Annotated in this window: 20 protein-coding genes and 1 tRNA gene; 9 read left to right on the top strand and 12 right to left on the bottom strand. The window is 64.4% G+C overall.

The features are described from left to right. Nucleotide 1: 1 nt before the first annotated feature. The gene (locus ACSAGD_RS01700; protein ID WP_437583998.1) at nucleotides 2-985 is read left to right on the top strand and encodes an NAD-dependent epimerase/dehydratase family protein; all 984 of its coding nucleotides are present in this window, start codon (nucleotides 2-4) and stop codon (nucleotides 983-985) included. Between the two features lie 73 nt (nucleotides 986-1,058). Here ACSAGD_RS01700 and ACSAGD_RS01695 read toward each other — a convergent pair whose 3' ends face one another. Together ACSAGD_RS01695 and ACSAGD_RS01690 are read right to left on the bottom strand one after the other, a co-directional pair. After that, the gene (locus tag ACSAGD_RS01695; RefSeq protein ID WP_437583996.1) at nucleotides 1,059-1,673 is read right to left on the bottom strand and encodes a hypothetical protein; all 615 of its coding nucleotides are present in this window, start codon (nucleotides 1,671-1,673) and stop codon (nucleotides 1,059-1,061) included. Nucleotides 1,674-1,803: 130 nt separating this feature from the next. Beyond that, the gene (locus tag ACSAGD_RS01690; protein WP_437583995.1) at nucleotides 1,804-2,358 is read right to left on the bottom strand and encodes a hypothetical protein; all 555 of its coding nucleotides are present in this window, start codon (nucleotides 2,356-2,358) and stop codon (nucleotides 1,804-1,806) included. Between the two features lie 192 nt (nucleotides 2,359-2,550). Here ACSAGD_RS01690 and ACSAGD_RS01685 point away from each other — a divergent pair, with 192 nt between their 5' ends. Beyond that, nucleotides 2,551-2,967 (top strand): hypothetical protein, encoded by a 417-nt coding sequence (locus ACSAGD_RS01685; protein WP_437583994.1) that lies wholly within the window; start codon nucleotides 2,551-2,553, stop codon nucleotides 2,965-2,967. A 38-nt stretch (nucleotides 2,968-3,005) separates the two neighbouring features. Here ACSAGD_RS01685 and ACSAGD_RS01680 read toward each other — a convergent pair. Beyond that, nucleotides 3,006-3,078: transfer RNA gene (locus ACSAGD_RS01680), tRNA-Arg, on the bottom strand. Nucleotides 3,079-3,238: 160 nt separating this feature from the next. Here ACSAGD_RS01680 and mgrA point away from each other — a divergent pair. Next, entirely contained in the window at nucleotides 3,239-4,297 is a 1,059-nt protein-coding gene (gene mgrA / locus ACSAGD_RS01675; RefSeq protein WP_437583993.1) for an L-glyceraldehyde 3-phosphate reductase, read from the top strand. A gap of 3 nt (nucleotides 4,298-4,300) precedes the next feature. On the opposite strand, the gene ACSAGD_RS01670 is transcribed toward mgrA, so the two are convergent. Then, nucleotides 4,301-4,792 carry a hypothetical protein gene (locus ACSAGD_RS01670; protein WP_437583992.1) on the bottom strand — a complete coding sequence of 164 codons (492 nt, stop codon included), beginning with the start codon at nucleotides 4,790-4,792 and terminating at the stop codon, nucleotides 4,301-4,303. Between the two features lie 295 nt (nucleotides 4,793-5,087). Between ACSAGD_RS01670 and ACSAGD_RS01665 the strand changes: the two genes are divergently transcribed. Together ACSAGD_RS01665 and ACSAGD_RS01660 are read left to right on the top strand one after the other, a co-directional pair. Next, on the top strand, nucleotides 5,088-6,200 hold the full coding sequence (locus ACSAGD_RS01665; protein ID WP_437583991.1) for a VIT1/CCC1 transporter family protein: 1,113 nt from the start codon (nucleotides 5,088-5,090) through the stop codon (nucleotides 6,198-6,200). Nucleotides 6,201-6,298: 98 nt separating this feature from the next. Continuing rightward, on the top strand, nucleotides 6,299-7,537 hold the full coding sequence (locus tag ACSAGD_RS01660) for a cytochrome P450 (protein ID WP_437583990.1): 1,239 nt from the start codon (nucleotides 6,299-6,301) through the stop codon (nucleotides 7,535-7,537). Nucleotides 7,538-7,542: 5 nt separating this feature from the next. On the opposite strand, the gene ACSAGD_RS01655 is transcribed toward ACSAGD_RS01660, so the two are convergent. Genes ACSAGD_RS01655 through ACSAGD_RS01645 form a run of 3 tightly spaced genes read right to left on the bottom strand, consistent with a single transcriptional unit; the run spans nucleotide 7,543 to nucleotide 8,268 of the window. Next, entirely contained in the window at nucleotides 7,543-7,887 is a 345-nt protein-coding gene (locus ACSAGD_RS01655) for a DUF7882 family protein (protein WP_437583989.1), read from the bottom strand. A gap of 56 nt (nucleotides 7,888-7,943) precedes the next feature. After that, nucleotides 7,944-8,111 carry a DUF7882 family protein gene (locus ACSAGD_RS01650; RefSeq protein WP_437583988.1) on the bottom strand — a complete coding sequence of 56 codons (168 nt, stop codon included), beginning with the start codon at nucleotides 8,109-8,111 and terminating at the stop codon, nucleotides 7,944-7,946. A 28-nt stretch (nucleotides 8,112-8,139) separates the two neighbouring features. Further along, on the bottom strand, nucleotides 8,140-8,268 hold the full coding sequence (locus ACSAGD_RS01645; protein ID WP_437585206.1) for a DUF7882 family protein: 129 nt from the start codon (nucleotides 8,266-8,268) through the stop codon (nucleotides 8,140-8,142). Nucleotides 8,269-8,433: 165 nt separating this feature from the next. Between ACSAGD_RS01645 and ACSAGD_RS01640 the strand changes: the two genes are divergently transcribed. The 3 genes from ACSAGD_RS01640 to ACSAGD_RS01630 all read left to right on the top strand — a co-directional run bounded on the left by ACSAGD_RS01640 (nucleotide 8,434) and on the right by ACSAGD_RS01630 (nucleotide 11,146). Further along, on the top strand, nucleotides 8,434-9,054 hold the full coding sequence (locus ACSAGD_RS01640; RefSeq protein ID WP_437583987.1) for a DUF892 family protein: 621 nt from the start codon (nucleotides 8,434-8,436) through the stop codon (nucleotides 9,052-9,054). A gap of 373 nt (nucleotides 9,055-9,427) precedes the next feature. Then, complete coding sequence (locus ACSAGD_RS01635; protein WP_437583986.1) at nucleotides 9,428-10,555, top strand: baeRF2 domain-containing protein; 1,128 nt, start codon at nucleotides 9,428-9,430, stop codon at nucleotides 10,553-10,555. 42 nt (nucleotides 10,556-10,597) lie between these two features. Further along, a complete protein-coding gene (locus ACSAGD_RS01630; RefSeq protein ID WP_437583985.1) occupies nucleotides 10,598-11,146 on the top strand; it encodes a type 1 glutamine amidotransferase domain-containing protein in 549 nt (182 codons plus the stop codon). 38 nt (nucleotides 11,147-11,184) lie between these two features. Here ACSAGD_RS01630 and ACSAGD_RS01625 read toward each other — a convergent pair whose 3' ends face one another. Beyond that, nucleotides 11,185-11,973 (bottom strand): LysR family substrate-binding domain-containing protein, encoded by a 789-nt coding sequence (locus ACSAGD_RS01625; protein WP_437583984.1) that lies wholly within the window; start codon nucleotides 11,971-11,973, stop codon nucleotides 11,185-11,187. 63 nt (nucleotides 11,974-12,036) lie between these two features. On the opposite strand from ACSAGD_RS01625, the gene ACSAGD_RS01620 reads away from it, so the two are divergent. Continuing rightward, nucleotides 12,037-12,432, top strand: coding sequence for a DUF5997 family protein (locus ACSAGD_RS01620; protein ID WP_437583981.1), 396 nt, complete (start codon nucleotides 12,037-12,039; stop codon nucleotides 12,430-12,432). A 73-nt stretch (nucleotides 12,433-12,505) separates the two neighbouring features. Here ACSAGD_RS01620 and ehuA read toward each other — a convergent pair whose 3' ends face one another. Genes ehuA through ehuB form a run of 4 tightly spaced genes read right to left on the bottom strand, consistent with a single transcriptional unit; the run spans nucleotide 12,506 to nucleotide 15,555 of the window. Beyond that, nucleotides 12,506-13,294, bottom strand: a complete 789-nt coding sequence (gene ehuA, locus ACSAGD_RS01615) for an ectoine/hydroxyectoine ABC transporter ATP-binding protein EhuA (protein ID WP_437583980.1) — start codon at nucleotides 13,292-13,294, stop codon at nucleotides 12,506-12,508. After that, entirely contained in the window at nucleotides 13,278-13,931 is a 654-nt protein-coding gene (gene ehuD / locus ACSAGD_RS01610; RefSeq protein ID WP_437585205.1) for an ectoine/hydroxyectoine ABC transporter permease subunit EhuD, read from the bottom strand. Before ehuD ends, ehuA begins: the two co-directional genes overlap by 17 nt. Beyond that, nucleotides 13,931-14,653, bottom strand: coding sequence for an ectoine/hydroxyectoine ABC transporter permease subunit EhuC (gene ehuC / locus ACSAGD_RS01605; protein WP_437583979.1), 723 nt, complete (start codon nucleotides 14,651-14,653; stop codon nucleotides 13,931-13,933). Before ehuC ends, ehuD begins: the two co-directional genes overlap by 1 nt. Nucleotides 14,654-14,655: 2 nt before the next feature. Beyond that, nucleotides 14,656-15,555 carry an ectoine/hydroxyectoine ABC transporter substrate-binding protein EhuB gene (gene ehuB / locus ACSAGD_RS01600; protein WP_437583978.1) on the bottom strand — a complete coding sequence of 300 codons (900 nt, stop codon included), beginning with the start codon at nucleotides 15,553-15,555 and terminating at the stop codon, nucleotides 14,656-14,658. Between the last annotated feature and the right edge of the window lie 250 nt (nucleotides 15,556-15,805).

The raw sequence follows: 15,805 nt of genomic DNA, 5'->3' as shown, positions 1-15,805 counted from the left end.
AATGACACGCGTACTCTATATCGGCGGATCCGGCGTGATCAGCTCTGCGTGCGTGACCGCCTCGCTCCACCGCGGCCACACGGTGACGGTCGTCAATCGCGGCCACACGAGCACTCGACCTGCGCCGTCCGGAGTCGAGGTCCTCACGGCGGACGCCACATCGCCGACGTCCCTCGCTCATGCCCTCGGCGACCGCGAGTTCGATGCGGTCGCGCAGTTCACGGCCTTCACGCCGCAGCAGGTCACGTCAGACGTGCGGCTCTTCGACGGCCGCGCCGGGCAGTATCTGTTCGTGAGCTCGGCCTCCGCGTACCAGAAGCCACCGGCTCGACTGCCGGTCACAGAGTCGACGCCTCTGCGCAATCCGTTCTGGCAGTACTCCCGCGACAAGATCGCGGCGGAAGACGTGCTCGTCGACACGTACCGCAGCTCGGGCTTTCCGATGACGATCGTGCGCCCCTCGCACACGTACGACCGAACGATGTTGCCAACGATCGGCGGCTGGACCGACATTGCGCGCATGCGAGCCGGCAAGCCGGTCATCGTCCACGGCGACGGCACGAGCCTCTGGACGCTCACCCACACGACGGACGTGGCGGTCGGACTCACCGGGCTCCTCGCGAACCCTCACGCGATCGGCGAGGCCTTCACGATCACGGGCGATCACGCCCCGACGTGGAATCAGATCTACGGCTGGCTCGCGGATGCCGCGGGCGTGACGCCCCGGCTTGTTCATGCCACGAGCGACCGAATCGCCGTTGAGCTGCCGGACGTCGGGCCGGGCCTGCTCGGCGACAAGTCGCACTCCATGCTGTTCGACACGAGCAAGCTCCGCGCACTCGTGCCGGAGTTCACGACGCGCATTCCGTTCTGGGAGGGCGCCCGCGAGATCATCGCCTGGTACGACGCTAACCCTGATCACCAGGTGATCAATCACGATATGGATGCCGCGTTCGACCGGCTCTCCGCACACACGACCCGGTAGCTGCCCGCGCATGCGAGAGGCGGCGTGCCCGTGTGGACACGCCGCCTCGTCGTCTCAGCAGTTCAGCAGATCATCAGTGCAGTCGCTCGCAGTGACCCGAGGACGTGCCGTCAACCGAGTTGCCGTTGCCGTTCACGCCGCGGTTGCCGGAGCAGCTGAGGTCTCCGCCGATCGTGTTCTTCACGACGGTGCTGTGCTGGCTGCCGGTGATCGACAGCGTGCCGTCGATGGTCGAGACCTTCACGACGTTGCCGTTGTTGTCGGTGAGGGTCAGGTCTCCCGTGATCGTCGAGTTCGTCACGATGACCTCTTTGGCGTCGCTCACACTCACCGAACCGTCGAACGATGAGTCGATGAGCTTGACGACCTTGTACGACGAGAAGTCGTAGTCGCCGGAGACGTCCTGGTTCTTCAGAACGCAGACACCGTCATCTCCGGACTCGCTGCTGCTCTCGCAGAGCTCGTCGGCAGCTTCCTCAGGGGACGAAGCCTTCTCGGCATCCTTCGAATCTTCGCCGTCGCTGTCGTCATCAGTGTCAGCGTCACTCTCGTCGTTCGGGGCTGTCGTCTCGGGAGCGGACTGCGTGACCTGATTGTCGGGGGCCTCATCGTCAACGGCCGGAGCGCAGCCGGCGAGTCCAAGCCCGGCAAGGGCGACGATGGCAAGCGCGCACGATACACGGCGCATGATGTTCCTCCTGGGGATTCTGTTGATCGCAGCCCCGTTGATGCGGACGCTGATTTAGCGTCCTTACGACAGTAACTTGAAGCGCTCAAAGTGGGCTTACCGTTTTCTGAAAGGTTTCACATCTAGGGAATCAGTCCAGTCCCGCGCACTGCCCCTCAGCACGCCCCTTCACGGAGTTGCCCGCGCCGTCCACGCCCGCGTTGCCCGCGCAGTTGAGATCGCCGGAGACGGTGTTCTTCTTGATGACGCCGCTCTTGCCGCCGTCAACCGTGAGCGTGCCGCCGACGGTCGTGTCGCTCACACGCGTCTCAGCGTTGCTCGTCGCCTCGAGGTCACCGTCGATCTCACTCGAGGTCACGCGAACCTCGGCGGCACGACTGACACGCACGGTTCCTCGAACTGTCACGTTCTCCAGAGCGACCTTCTCCGTGTCACCGAACACGATGTCCCCATCGATCTCGACGTCCTTCAGGGTGCAGGTGTCATCGGATGCCGCAGAGCTCTCCGCGCCGCACAGCTCGGCCGCGTTCTGCTCACCGCGTGCCATCTGAGTCGCAGAGGGGGCGAGTGTCGGAGCCACCGAGGGTTCGCGCGTCGGACCCGACTGCCCGGCGGCGGGAGCGCAGCCGACGAGCAGCGCAATCGCGAGCAGAGAGGTGGCCCCGGCCGGGACGAGTCGTCGCATTCTGTTCCTCCTCAGGTCTCGACCGCAGCGACGAGCAAAGGATGCCGCTGGGCCACGGCCACGCTATGACGCGGAGCACTCGCCCGCTCGCCCCGACACGGCCGTTCATGGAACGCTCGGCCTCAGGCCGGTCGATGCTCAGGCTGCGCGCCGATCCGCGTACGACGATCTGTCTTTAATAAGCTGAGTGGCATGAGAAGCACGTGGGACGCTCGGAGCGTGAAGCGCAAGGAGCGCCGCGAGGCCGTGCTCATGCTCCTTATCGGAGCGATGTTCGCTGCAGTAGGCCTGCTGCTCTGGCTCGCCGCCGGACGCCCCTGGATAGGCGCCCTCGGAATCGTATTCGGAACCATGTCGATGTTCCACGGAGTGATAGTTCTCGGTCATTTCCGGCGACGAACAGTTCGACTGCTCTACATCGTGATGTCGTTCATGTTTGGCAGCGTCGGCGCGCTCATGATCGCGATCTCGCTGGCGGTGCCGGGCGCCTGGGGCTGGCGGGGCGCGGCCTTCCCGGCGATCATGGGAGCGGTGGCCGTCGTGTTCTTCTTCGGTGGTGGCGTACTCTTGGTCATCAGGGAGATCAAGCTGCGGAAGGACGGACGCTGAAACAGCAAAAGCCCCGATTTTCGGGGCTTTTCAGAAAGTGCGCCACGAGGGATTCGAACCCCCAACCTTCTGATCCGTAGTCAGATGCTCTATCCGTTGAGCTAGTGGCGCATGGCCCTTACGTGGGCCGTAGTAGAGAATACATCACGAAGCGGCACATGCGCCAATCGAGATTCCGCAGACCGCACCTGGCGCGCAGAGAGCCAGCGCACATCGGTACGCTCGGAAGTGCGCTGCGGCGCAGCATCCGCCCACACCAAAGGAGATGACGGTGACCTTCGAGCGATTCGACAACCCCGTTCCCGAAACCCACCAGCCCTATGTCGCGGCTCCCGACCGGTACACGCATCACGGTTACCGGCGCGTGGGCGAGAGCGGCCTGCTGCTGCCGCCCATCTCGCTCGGCCTCTGGTACAACTTCGGCGACAACCGGCCGTTCGACGGACAGCGGGAGATTCTGCGGCACGCCTTCGACAAGGGCATCACGCACTTCGATCTCGCGAACAACTACGGGCCGCCCTACGGCAGTGCGGAAGAGAACTTCGGCCGCATGATGCGGAACGACTTCAAGCCGTACCGCAATGAGATGATCCTGTCGACGAAGGCGGGATGGGACATGTGGCCGGGGCCGCACGGCTTCCTCGGCTCGCGCAAGTACCTGCTGTCGAGCCTTGACGAGTCACTCTCGCGCATGTCGGTCGATTACGTGGACATCTTCTACTCCCACCGGTTCGACCCGAACACGCCTGTCGCCGAGACGATCGGCGCACTCGACACCGCGGTCCGTCAGGGCAAGGCGCTGTACGTCGGAATCTCGTCATACTCCCCCGAGCGCACTCGCGAGGCCGTCGAGGTGGCGCGCTCGCTCGGCACTCCCCTGGTCATCCACCAGCCGTCGTACTCGATGATCAACCGCTGGATCGAAGAGGGTCTCACTGACGTTCTCGCTGAGTCCGGCATGGGCTCGATCGGGTTCACCCCGCTCGCGCAGGGCCTGCTCACGGACAAGTTCCTGGGAGGCAAGCACGAGCCTCACGCCACGAAGCGCCGCTCATTCGACGAGAGCATGCTCTCCGAAGACAACCTGCGGCGCCTCGAAGGGCTCAACCAGATCGCACAGGAGCGCGGCCAATCGCTCGCGCAGATGGCGATCGCCTGGGTGCTGCGCACGGTCACGTCGGCGCTCATCGGCGCCTCACGCACCGAGCAGCTCGACGAGAATCTGGCCGCTCTCGACAACCTTGAGTTCAGCGACGACGAATTGCGCCGCATCAATGAGTTTGCCGGCGACGCGGGCGTGAACATCTGGTCGAAGTCGAGCGACCTCTAGAGCTCACCAGTTGCGGGGTGCGCTCTGAACGGGCTCGCCCCGCACCTGCTGCCCGACCTCCGAGAGACGCTCGACTCGCGCGTCTGCGTGACGGATGCTGTAGCGCGCACCCCAGGAAGCCAGCCCTGCGCATGCCGCAATGAGCGCGATGGCTGGGACGGGTACGAGCATCGGGGCACCCTCCGTGAGCCAGAGCCCGAGCGAGGGACAGATCACGCCGGCCGCGGCACCCCACGCGGCAGCTTTCTGCCGTGCGCGCGTCGATGCGACGAACTCGCGATCACGGATGACGAGCGCGACGATCACGCCGAAGACGACCGCGACACCCACGAAGGCACCCGCGGCGATCGCGGCGACGAGTCCTATCGGCAGAAGCTGGAGCGCAACGGAATCACCGGAGAGCAGCGCGGGGAACGACGAGCCGAGAAAAATCGCGGCACCGAGGAGCGCTCCGGCCACCACACCGAAGAAGGCTTCTCTGCCGTACCGCAGCATGTCTTAATGTTATCCCCACACCGCGCGATTCCTAGCCCACGTTCGGGCGACACGCGGGTGCCGATCACAGCGCGCGATTTCCACAGCCCTGGTTTTACCAGCCCCGACCCGATAAGCTCGTGTGTTCGAAGGGGAGTAGTTCCCACCGTCCGATCTCCGGGCGAAGAGGACTGTCGACACACTGGTGCCGCAGAAGGTGCCCGGCATTCCACCCGCACGCGGGCGAACGAGACCTTCGGCCGATCCCGGCCGGAGCTCGTCGACCAGTTCTCCGGCCGCAGACCAGGAGAAGACTGTGACCGACGCATCGTCAGCCGCACCGAACACCCCGACCCCCGCTCAGATCCGCAGATGGCGCCAGTATCTCGCCGACGAACGCGCAGAGGCGGCCGTCTACGCCGAGCTCGCCAGCAAGCGCACCGGTGAAGAGCGCGCGATCCTGCTCGGCCTCGTCGAGGCTGAGCGCCGCCACGAGGCGCACTGGGTGGCACTGCTCGGAGAGCACGTCGGGCTTCCTGTGCGCACCAAGCTGCGCACCCGCATGCTCGCCTGGCTCGCCCGCCGCTTCGGATCGATCTTCGTGCTCGCGCTCATGCAGCAGGCCGAGTCCCGCTCCCCCTACGGAACCGACGACGACGCGACCGACGCGATGGCCGCGGACGAGCAGATCCACGAGGAGGTCGTGCGCGGACTCGCCGCGCGGGGACGCACGAGCCTCTCGGGCACCTTCCGCGCGGCGGTCTTCGGCGCGAACGACGGACTCGTCTCGAACCTCGCACTCGTCATCGGCATGGCCGCCACCGGCGTCTCCAGCACGATCGTGCTCGCCTCTGGAATCGCTGGCCTTCTCGCCGGAGCCCTCTCGATGGGCGCGGGTGAGTTCGTCTCGGTGCGCTCGCAGCGCGAGCTGCTGAGCTCGACGCTTCCGAACCCGAACACGACGAAGATCCTCCCCAACCTCGACGCAGAGGCGAACGAGCTCGCCCTGGTCTATCGCGCACGGGGAATGTCGGAGAAGGATGCCGAGCTTCACGCGCGCGAACGGCTCTACGGCCTCGAGTGTGTTCACGGGGAGACCGACGAGACCGCGCGTCCGGCGCGCGCCGGCGACGACAATCCGCACGCCGCCATCGGTTCGGCGTGGGGTGCCGCGGCATCCAGCTTCTGCTTCTTCTCCTCCGGAGCGATCATTCCCGTCATTCCGCTCTTCTTCGGGCTCGGCGGCGTGAGCGCCATCATCGTCGCCGCGGTCCTCGTCGGGCTCGCGCTCCTCATGACCGGCGCGGTCGTCGGCGTCCTCTCGGGAGCCTCGCCGCTGAAGCGCGCTCTCCGGCAGCTCGGCATCGGGTACGGCGCCGCGCTCATCACGTACCTGCTTGGGCTGCTGTTCGGCACCTCGGTCGGCTGATCGGGGCCCATACGAACCGCGCTTTACGCTGTCAAGGTCTACTCATCGCTCTCTTCCCGTCGTAACGTCGGGAAGACACAGTGTCGAGAGGTGAGTCAATGTCAGGTCAAGCCGGCTTCCCGAGCGCTGAGCCCGACGGCACGCTCGCCTTCCTCAGGGAGGGCTACGACTACGGACGTCGCCGGTTCGACAGACTGCGGACGGATGCCTTCACCACACGGCTCCTCGGGCGACGCGTGACGATCACCCGCGGCGCCGACGCCGCCGACATGTTCTATGGCGGCGACCGCTTCGGGCGAGACCGCGCGATGCCGACCTCCGTCGTGGCGCTCCTGCAGGACGAGGGAAGCGTGCAGTCGCTCAATGGTGCCGCGCATCATCACCGCAAGGCGATCTTCATCTCACTGATCTCCGACGAGGAGGCGCTCAGTGAGCTATCACAGATCTTCATCGACGAGTGGCTGCACCTGTTCAAGAACCACGGGCGCGTCGTTCTGCACACCGCGCTCATCAACATCCTCACCAGAACGGCATTGCGCTGGGTAGGCCTCGACCCGCAGACAGTCAACGTTCCGGCCATCGGCGACTCGCTCGCAGCCATGATCGAGGCGGCGGGCCGGTTCGGGCCGTCGAACTGGATCACCCGGATGCGTCGACAGCACGTGGAGCGCTGGGCACGGAGCATCCTCGCACACATCAGGGATGCCGGCGTCGAACCTCGCACCGCCGTCGAGGTTCTCGCCTCGGCCAAGGATGCCGACGGAAGCCTGCTCTCCCTCGAAGTCGCCGCGGTCGAGCTGATCAACGTGCTGCGTCCGACGGTGGCCATCGGCCGGTTCGTCGTGTTCGCGGCGCTCGCGCTTCATCGAAACCCCGAGTGGCGGAGTCACCTCGACGAGGACCCCGAACGCGCGACGCCGTTTGTGCACGAGGTGCGCCGATTCTTCCCGTTCTTCCCCGTGATCGGTGGCCGTGCGCTGCGCGAATTCAGCTGGCACAGCCACGGCTTCTCCATCGACGACTGGGTCATGCTCGATCTGTACGCAACGAACCACGATGCGCGGCTGTGGGAACGGCCCGACCTGTTCAGTCCTGAGCGCTTCGTCGATTGGGACGGCGACCCCAACACGCTCATCCCGCAGGGGGCCGGCGACGTCGCCACCGGCCACCGCTGCCCGGGTGAGCGCGCAACCATTCAGGTCATGGTGGATGCCGTCAGACTGCTGTCCTCACGCATGATGTACCGCGTTCCCGCGCAGCGGCTCGATGTCAGCCTGAGCCGCTTCCCCGCTCTCCCCCAGAGCGGCTTCATCATGAGCAGGATCGAGATGGAGTGATGTCGCTACTCCGTGATCGTGTGCGAGGGCTTGCCGGTCGGCACCTCTCCTTCTTTGGTCTCCGGCAGCAGCCGAAGACCCGCACCGCTGTTCGCAGTCATGAACAGTGCGTTGATCCACTCGCGATTCAGCTCGGGCGGACTGGCCTGGTCGAATTTGAAGTAGATCGGGATCGACGGATGCAGCCACAGACTGCTCCGGCCGTCACCGACGCTCACATCATCGGCCCACGAGAACATGAAGCTCTCGCCCTGCCGCAGCTTCGTCGAAATGACGACGTGCACATGCGCGAGCGTGCGCTCGTCGAACTCGATCTCGATGTCTCCACTCCCATAGATGAGCTTCGCCACAGTGCCTCCTTGCCTTCTGTACGAGGGGCGACGCAGATGTGCGTCTGCCCACGACCCTATTGCTCGTTCTTCCTGATCGCCTCTGCTTCGGCCTCTGTGAGAAGCACGAGACCGCGCGATGTGTGGGAAAGATCAGCCATCACTTCGAGCCAGACGCGATTGAGTGTCGGCGGCCGGCTTCCAGAGAAGCGAAACTGCAGCGGAATGGTGGGTGACACCCACACCGATATGCGACCGGAACCCTTCTCGGACTCATTCGTCCAGTTCAGAAAAAAAGCATTCCTGCCGACGAAGTTTGGTCCCGACAACGACCTTCAAGTGTGCGAGCGCCCGATCATCGATCTCATATTCGCTCGCATTGCCGTAAATAAGGTACCCCATGCAAGCAATGATGCCCTGCCACACCACAATTGCGAAGAAAACGCGACCCCGTAGCGCCGAAGCCACCGAACATCTAGTATGTGCCTAACTGGGTGCCTGCCTCACGAGGGGGAGTGCGGACGCACAACCAGAGTGGCGGGCGCCATGTACCACTGGAGATAGAGCATGTTGCACCCGATAGAGAACAGACAGACGCTCCTAGACAACCGGCTCGGCACCATGCTTACCCTTGAGCGCGACTCCCTGAACATCTACATCGCACTCGAGCAGGCTTCCAACACAGCCCAGATCAAGGACCTATTCAACAGACAGACAGACGAGGCGCGAGAGCACATCACCGCACTCGAGTGCATCGCTTCGACGATGAAACTCGAGTTGGCCGACAGTGCGACTCGCGCTGGGGCGGCGCTTCACGACGAGACGAACGATCTGCTCGATGACAGCTCCGAGGACATGGTCGACCTCGTCGCCCTTGCTGCGGCTCTCGCGGCGGGCCGCCTCGCGGTCGATGTTTACAAGACCGCGATCGCGCTGAGCGTGAGCATGGGCTTCCACGGCATCGAAAGGACGCTGACGCGGAGCCTCAGCGAGCAGGAGCAGATGGGCAGCGCCCTTGAGGATGCTTTCACGGATTGCCTCGGGAAGTCCCGTCAACGCGAAGCCGAGGAGTTCGGCGTCGACGATGAATGGTTCGATTCGGTGACGAGCGAATGGTTCGAAACCGGAGCCTCGAGCAACGACGGAGATGTCAGCGACGGGGGTCGCTCGGGCAGCGAAGCCTCGTGAATATCTGAGGGCTCGCGCGGAGTCAACCCCTGGAGCTCACCCCCGACCACGGGGCACCATCAATATATGAATCGCACAGCGCAGACGGAGTCGAGGCGTCGACTCATCGGAGCGTGCTCAGCTCAGCATCCTGAGCAGAAATGTGTGGCGGTTCGCCGTGACCGTGGCGATGTGGGGCATACCGGTCCGGCTCTGAATGGCCCCCGCAACGGGAATGCGGGGGCCATTTCCCACGTCATGGGCTGTTTCAGACGACCCGTTCTCATCGGGCGAAGACGCTAGCTCATTCCCTCGCGTTCTGACAGCATGGAGGCAAAAGACGCCGTTCTTGCGGGCGCCGCCTCGTAGGCAATGCAATGGGAGGTTCATCAGCATGACGCTCACTGCCGACAGAGAGACCGTGGTCGAGATCTCGCGAGATCCTCAGCCGAAGTCCGTGGTCCACATCAATTCCTCGGCCGGAAACGAGAATCCCGAATCGACTCGCGAGATTCGTCGCAAGCGCGTTCGAGAGACCCTCGAAGCCGCTGGCGCTCCGGCCGCCGACATCGAGGTCATCGACGATGAGCTCCGCGAGCCGACCGGCTACCCCGATCCGACTTCGCGCTACATCATCGCCCAGGGCGGCGAGCTGCGTGTCAGCAGCGTCCTGACCGGCGAGATGACCACTCCGGAGATCATCCGCCACGCGACCGTCGCAGACGTCAGACCTCTCGTGCGGCAGATTCCTGACATCACCCCGCTCCTGCTCGTGCAGGTCTGGCGCGGGGGCGGCTCGCTCCGGCTCATGATCGAGGGCGTCGCCGATCCGGTTCTCACCCGCAAGGTCGAGGGCGACACCGGAGATCTCAACAAGGTCAGTGTCGGCCGAATGTCCGAGGCAGGCCACCAGCGCCACGTCGAAGAGGTCTGGAAGCACAACCAGCGCGACGTCGCTGACTGCATCACCGAGTTCATCGCTGCGCATCACCCCCGATCACTGTTCGTCTGGGGAGACGTGCGGGCTGTGCAGATGCTGACCGACCAACTGAGCGATCAGGCCAAGCAGTTGCTTCATGTGATCCCCGGAGAGACCAACTCCGAGGGAGCGTCCGAGAAGCGCGTCCGTCATGCCATCGACACACAGCTCGAAGCTGACCGTCGTCGCGCGAATCGGCGGATTCTCGACCGCGCCTCCGCTGACAATGGGGCACACCTCGCACGCGGCGTCGGCGAAGTCGCTGGCGCCCTGGGGCAGCATCAGGTCGATCACGTGCTCATCGACCCGACGCGTCTGGCTGAGCACACGCTGCTCGCGTTAGATGCCACGCCCTGGGTGGCGGCGGCGCCGGAGGACGCCATCAACGCCTCGGTGCTCGAGAAGACGGATGCCGCGACCGCGATCGTCCGCGCGGCGCTCTGCGCCGATGCCCGCGTGCGCTTCATCGAGCCCGACGAGCTCGACGACGGAATCAGCGTCGTCGCAAGCCTGCGCTGGCCTGTCGGTCCAGCGCGTCCCTGACCGGGAGTGCCTGATCGGGCACAGCAAGGAAAGGAGTCTGACATGGCAGCACTCACAGGCAAGACCGTGGCGTTCCTCGCCACCGATGGATTCGAAGACAGCGAGCTGACGAGCCCGTGGGAGGCCGTCACGAACGAAGAGGCCTCCGCCGTCATGGCGTCGCCGAGTTCGGGTTCGATCTCGGGCAAGAGCGGTCACTCGCAGCAGGTCGATGTGGTGTCGAGCGACGCCTCCGCCGATGACTACGACGCACTCGTCCTGCCGGGCGGCGTCGTGAACGCCGATCATCTGCGCATGGATGAGGACTCCGTCGCGTTCGTTCGCGGATTCTTCGAGCAGCACAAGCCCGTGGCCGTCATCTGCCACGGCGCGTGGATTCTGATCGAGGCCGGAGTCGTGGGTGGCCGCACACTCACGAGCTACCCCAGCTTGAAGACCGATCTGCGCAATGCGGGCGCTACGTGGGTCGACGAGGAAGTCGTCGTCGACCAGGGCCTCGTCTCAAGTCGCACGCCGAACGACCTCCCCGCCTTCAACGCGAAGACGGTTGAGGAGTTCGCTGAGGGACGCCACGGAGGCCAGACCATCTGACCGCACGACAGTCGACGAGACGGCGCGGTCGCTGATTCTCAGCGGCCGCGCCGTTTGCGTGCGCCACCGCGGCGCTTCGCCGCGCGGTCCGCACGCTTGCGCGCACGGTTCTCTTCGGTAGCGCGTCTCGCCGCGACCTTCTTGTCTGCGGCGCGCTTCTGTGCCTCCCGCTGCTCGGCTTCGGCTGCGCCCGACACCCGGGTGCTGCGCGCGGAGCGGCCGCGCACAACGCCGATGAACTGCTCGATCAGTGGGTCGTCGTCGCCCTCTGGCCAGCACAGGCCGACCTGACTCGCTGCGACTCCCCCGACCGGTCGTCTGATGACGTCCTTCCGCTCGAACTGCCGGGCGACCGACAGCGGAAGAATCGCGATTCCCGCCCCCGTAGCCACGACCTCGATGACCTGGCGCGGCGTCATCGCCTCCACCTCGATCCGCGTGCCAGCGGCGACCTCACTCGAGACGTCACGCCACTCGGGCACGTCGTCCGGGTGCTGAAGCAGGTGCTCATCCGCGAGCTCGCCGATCTCGACGGCATCCGCTGCTTCGACCACGTGCCCCTTGGGCGCGACGACGACAGGCTGCTCCTCATACAGCGGAATCAGGTGGCGTCCCCCACGGTCGACCGGAAGGCGAACGAGCGCCATGTCGGCGTCGCCGTCGCGCAGCGCCGTCTCCTGCTCGCGCTCGTCTTCGAGCGGCAGCGGAATGAGCTCCGCGTTCGGGCAGCGCTCACGCCAGACCCGGAACCACCTGTCAGGCGTGACGCCGGGCACGAACGCCACGCGCAGGCGCGGCCGCGCCGCATCCATCTGGTTCTCGACCATCTCTTTCTCCCGTCACGCTTCTGCAAGGGTATTACGCCTCTCACTCACGTACCCTTGAAGACTATGAGCGCTCCGAAGACCCAGTCGATGAAACCCGCCACCGCCGCGAAGAAGCTCGGCATTCTGCTGTCGGCTGCTCCCCAGGAGTTTCGCGACGGAATGGTGACCCGCGATCAGCTGAACGAGCTCCAGGCGAATCCACCGGAGTGGCTCGCTGAGCTGCGACGCAACGGTCCTCACCCGCGCCAGGAGGTCGCGCGCAAGCTCGGCGTCTCGGCATCCGGGCTGGCACGCGCCGGCATCACGGACCCCCTCACGACCGCTGAGATCAAGCAGCTGCTGAGCGACATGCCGGAGTGGCTCGTCGCCGAGCGCGCGACTCAGGCGGCCGTGCGCGAAGAGAATGCGCGGCTGAAGAAGGCCGCGAAGGATGCCGCGGAGCGCAACCAGGACCACTGAGGGGAATCGACGCACAGACACAGAGATGGGCGAGGACTGATGAAGTCCTCGCCCATCATCGTCTGGGATGCCGTCAGTCGCCGAGCACAGCCGAGAGGAAGTCGCGCGTGCGCTGCTCCTTCGGCGCAGTGAACATCGTCTCCGGGTCGGCCTCTTCGACGATTCGTCCACCGTCGAACATCAGCACTCGGTTCGAGACGTCACGTGCGAACTGCATCTCGTGCGTCACGATGAGCATCGTGATGTCGGTCTCCTTCGCGACGTCCCGCAGAATGTTCAGCACTTCGCCGACGATCTCGGGGTCGAGCGCCGAGGTGACCTCGTCGAGCAGGAGGATCTCCGGGTCCATCGCGAGGGCTCGTGCGACGGCCACACGCTGCTGCTGACCACCGGAGAGCTCGAGGGGGTGAGCATCCGCCTTGTCGGAGAGCCCGACCTTCTCAAGCAGGCCCTTGGCCTTCTCGATGGCGTCGCGCTTCGACATTCCGAGCACGTGAACGGGTGCCTCGATGAGGTTCTCCATCACGGTCATGTTCGGAAAGAGGTTGAACTGCTGAAACACCATTCCGATGCGCTTGCGCACCTCGTTCTTGTGCTTCTCCTTCAGTTCCACCCGCTTGCCGCCGCGCTCCTCGTGCGTGAGCGGCTCCCCGTCGATGTAGATGTACCCGCCGTTCGCCTCCTCGAGCGTCATGACGAGTCGGAGGATCGTCGTCTTACCCGAACCGCTGGGGCCGATCAGCGTGACGCGGTCTCCCTTCGCGACGCTGAAGTTCAGGTCTTGGAGGACGACGTTGTCGCCGAAGCGCTTTTCGACGTTGTCGAACCGGATTGCGGGCTCTGTGTCAGTTTGAGAAGGCAAGTCGCTTTTCCAATCGGCCGATGAGCAATGACGTGGGGTAGCTGGCGATCAGGAAGATGATGCCGGCTGTGGTGATCGCCTCGATGTACGTGAAGTGGTTTCCACCGAACACGAGAGCTGCACGGACCATCTCGGTGACGGTGATCGCGATGAGGAACGGGGTGTCCTTGAACATCGAGATCACGTAGTTTCCGAGAGCGGGAATCGTCGAGCGCAGCGCCTGCGGGATCACCACGGCGACCCAGGTACGGTACTTCGACATCGACAGCGCGGTGGTGGCTTCCCACTGTCCGGCAGGGACCGCATCGATTCCGGCACGGTACACCTCAGCCATGTAGGTCGAATAGTGGATGCCGAAGATGATGACGCCGATCGTCACCGGGTCGAGCTCGAGAAACAGGTAGTACGCGAAAAGCAGCTGAACGACGATGGGCGTCATCCGGATGAAGTTCACGATGAACGTCAGAACCGCTGCGACGGGGCGCGGTGCCGAGCGTCGTGCGATGGCGATCACAAGACCGAGCACCGCGGCGATGGCGCTTCCCAGAATCGTGACGAGGAGCGTGACCTTCAGGAAGCCGGCGACCAGGTCGGGAAGAGACTCCCAGACCATTGTCCAATCCCATTGAATTCCCATCATGCACCTGCCTTCTCAACCGAGCGGGGGGTGCGGAAGGTCAGGACCTGACGCAGCGAGTCTCCACGGCCGAGCTTGTGCTTGGCGTGGACCTCGAGCGCATTCATTCCGAGCGTCAGCAGGTAGGCGATGAGGAAGTACAGGACGAGACCGACGCCGTACGCGAAGAACGTATCCGTCGAATTGCGCAGCTTGTCGGTCGCGTAGGTCAGATCCGTCAGAGTGATGAAGCTCACGATGGCGGTTCCCTTGAGCAGCTGGATCAGCAGGTTGTTGAGCGAGGGAATCATCAGGGCCCACGCCTGCGGGAAGATGACGCGCCACATGCGCTGGGCGGGGCTCATGCTGAGAGCCGTGGTGGCCTCCCACTGACCCGTGGGAACGGCGTTGATCGATCCGCGCACGACTTCGGCGCCGTACGCGCCGTAGTTCAGGCCGAGGGCGAGGATTCCGACGAACATCGCGGGCAGCTCGAGGCCCATCTGCGGCATCACGAAGAAGAACCAGAACAGCTGCACAACGAGCGACGTGCCACGGAAGAACTCGATGATCACGCGGGCGAAGCCACGGAGGACGATGTTCTCGAACCTTGCGAGCAGGCCGAGTCCGATTGCTATAAGGAGCGCGAGCAACGCCCCGCCGATGGTGAGTTGGAAGGTGATCCAGATGCCTTCCCACACCATCGGCCAGGCGTTGCCCAGCGCAGCGATGTAGTCGCCCAAGATTAGCTCAGGTCTCCCTCACAGAGCTGCTTGGTCGTGAGGTCCTCCGGCGGGAGGTTCTCCTCGGTGAAGCCGTACTCACCGACGAGCGACATGTATTCGTCCGGGTCGCTCGTGATCTTCTCGAGCTCCTTGTTGTAGGCCTCGAGGAGTTCCTTGTCCGACTTGCGGAACACCGTCGAACCGGCACCGATCTGCTCGACGCCGTCGATGACCTGAACGAATGCGTCGGTCGTCTCGACACCGGCATCCGGGTTGTTCTCGGCCATCCAGTTGAGCGAGATGGCGGTCATGGCGAACGCGTCGGCGCGGCCGTTGGAGACGAGGTCCATGCCGTCCTGCGCGTTGTCGACCTCGACGGTGTTGGTGATGCCGAGGTCTTCGGCGTAGCCGGCTTCGATGCCGCCGGCGAGGATGGCGAGCTTGACGTCACCGTCGGTCGCCTTCACCGAGTCGAGGTCGGTGAGCTTCTTCGGGTTGCCTTCGGGGACCATGAGGGTCGTGGTGTACATGATCTCGGGGTCGCTGAACGCGGCCTTCGCACAACGGTCGGGCAGGATCGACATGCCCGCGCTGATCACGTCGAAGCGACCGGCGTTGAGCCCAGGAATGAGGGAGTTCCAGTCAGACTCCACAACCTTGATGTCGTCGATGCCGAGAGCCTTGAAGATCTTCTTGTGCATCGCGATCGTCGCACCCTGCGGCTCACCGTTGTCGTCGACCCACGAGTAGGGACGCTCGTCGGCGACGGCGATCGTGATGGTGCCAGACTCCTTGGCCTTCTCGAGTGTGTTGCCCGCGTCCTCCGAGCCTGAGTCGGAGCTGCAGCCGGCCATGAGGCCGAGCGTGAGAATTCCGACCGCGGCAATACCTGCACGCGCAAGCATGCGTCGCTTTGTCATCGTGTTCCTCTTTCGGTCGTGACGGGGCGAACCCCTCACCCTGTGAGCGGGGACCCGGCCCGAATTAGGGATGGCTCCCGCTACCTTATGCCCAATTGCAGACAGTCGCACATCCAGACCCTCCTATTGTCTGTTTGTATACAAACTTGTTATGGTCGTCAGGCCGCGCCCGAGCTGGTGGCCGGAGGATCATCCACACACCCTGATGGTGTAAAAACATGAAGTGTCGACGCATGCCAATTCGTCGCCG

It is taken from the genome of Paramicrobacterium salitolerans (assembly GCF_051513965.1).
Lineage (GTDB): Bacteria > Actinomycetota > Actinomycetes > Actinomycetales > Microbacteriaceae > Paramicrobacterium.
The sequence above is the reverse complement of the archived record's forward strand: the minus strand, read 5'-3'. Positions and strand labels throughout refer to the sequence as shown.

Coding starts and splice junctions, on each gene's coding strand:
- ACSAGD_RS01685 (WP_437583994.1), top strand. CDS start 2,551: ATGAGAAGCACGTGGGACGCTCGGAGCGTGAAGCGCAAGGAGCGCCGC.
- ACSAGD_RS01645 (WP_437585206.1), bottom strand. CDS start 8,268: ATGGGGTACCTTATTTACGGCAATGCGAGCGAATATGAGATCGATGAT.
- ACSAGD_RS01660 (WP_437583990.1), top strand. CDS start 6,299: ATGTCAGGTCAAGCCGGCTTCCCGAGCGCTGAGCCCGACGGCACGCTC.
- ehuB (WP_437583978.1), bottom strand. CDS start 15,555: ATGACAAAGCGACGCATGCTTGCGCGTGCAGGTATTGCCGCGGTCGGA.
- ACSAGD_RS01670 (WP_437583992.1), bottom strand. CDS start 4,792: ATGCTGCGGTACGGCAGAGAAGCCTTCTTCGGTGTGGTGGCCGGAGCG.
- ACSAGD_RS01635 (WP_437583986.1), top strand. CDS start 9,428: ATGACGCTCACTGCCGACAGAGAGACCGTGGTCGAGATCTCGCGAGAT.
- ACSAGD_RS01700 (WP_437583998.1), top strand. CDS start 2: ATGACACGCGTACTCTATATCGGCGGATCCGGCGTGATCAGCTCTGCG.
- ACSAGD_RS01695 (WP_437583996.1), bottom strand. CDS start 1,673: ATGCGCCGTGTATCGTGCGCGCTTGCCATCGTCGCCCTTGCCGGGCTT.
- ACSAGD_RS01640 (WP_437583987.1), top strand. CDS start 8,434: ATGTTGCACCCGATAGAGAACAGACAGACGCTCCTAGACAACCGGCTC.
- ehuD (WP_437585205.1), bottom strand. CDS start 13,931: ATGGGAATTCAATGGGATTGGACAATGGTCTGGGAGTCTCTTCCCGAC.
- ACSAGD_RS01620 (WP_437583981.1), top strand. CDS start 12,037: ATGAGCGCTCCGAAGACCCAGTCGATGAAACCCGCCACCGCCGCGAAG.
- ACSAGD_RS01625 (WP_437583984.1), bottom strand. CDS start 11,973: ATGGTCGAGAACCAGATGGATGCGGCGCGGCCGCGCCTGCGCGTGGCG.
- ACSAGD_RS01690 (WP_437583995.1), bottom strand. CDS start 2,358: ATGCGACGACTCGTCCCGGCCGGGGCCACCTCTCTGCTCGCGATTGCG.
- ACSAGD_RS01630 (WP_437583985.1), top strand. CDS start 10,598: ATGGCAGCACTCACAGGCAAGACCGTGGCGTTCCTCGCCACCGATGGA.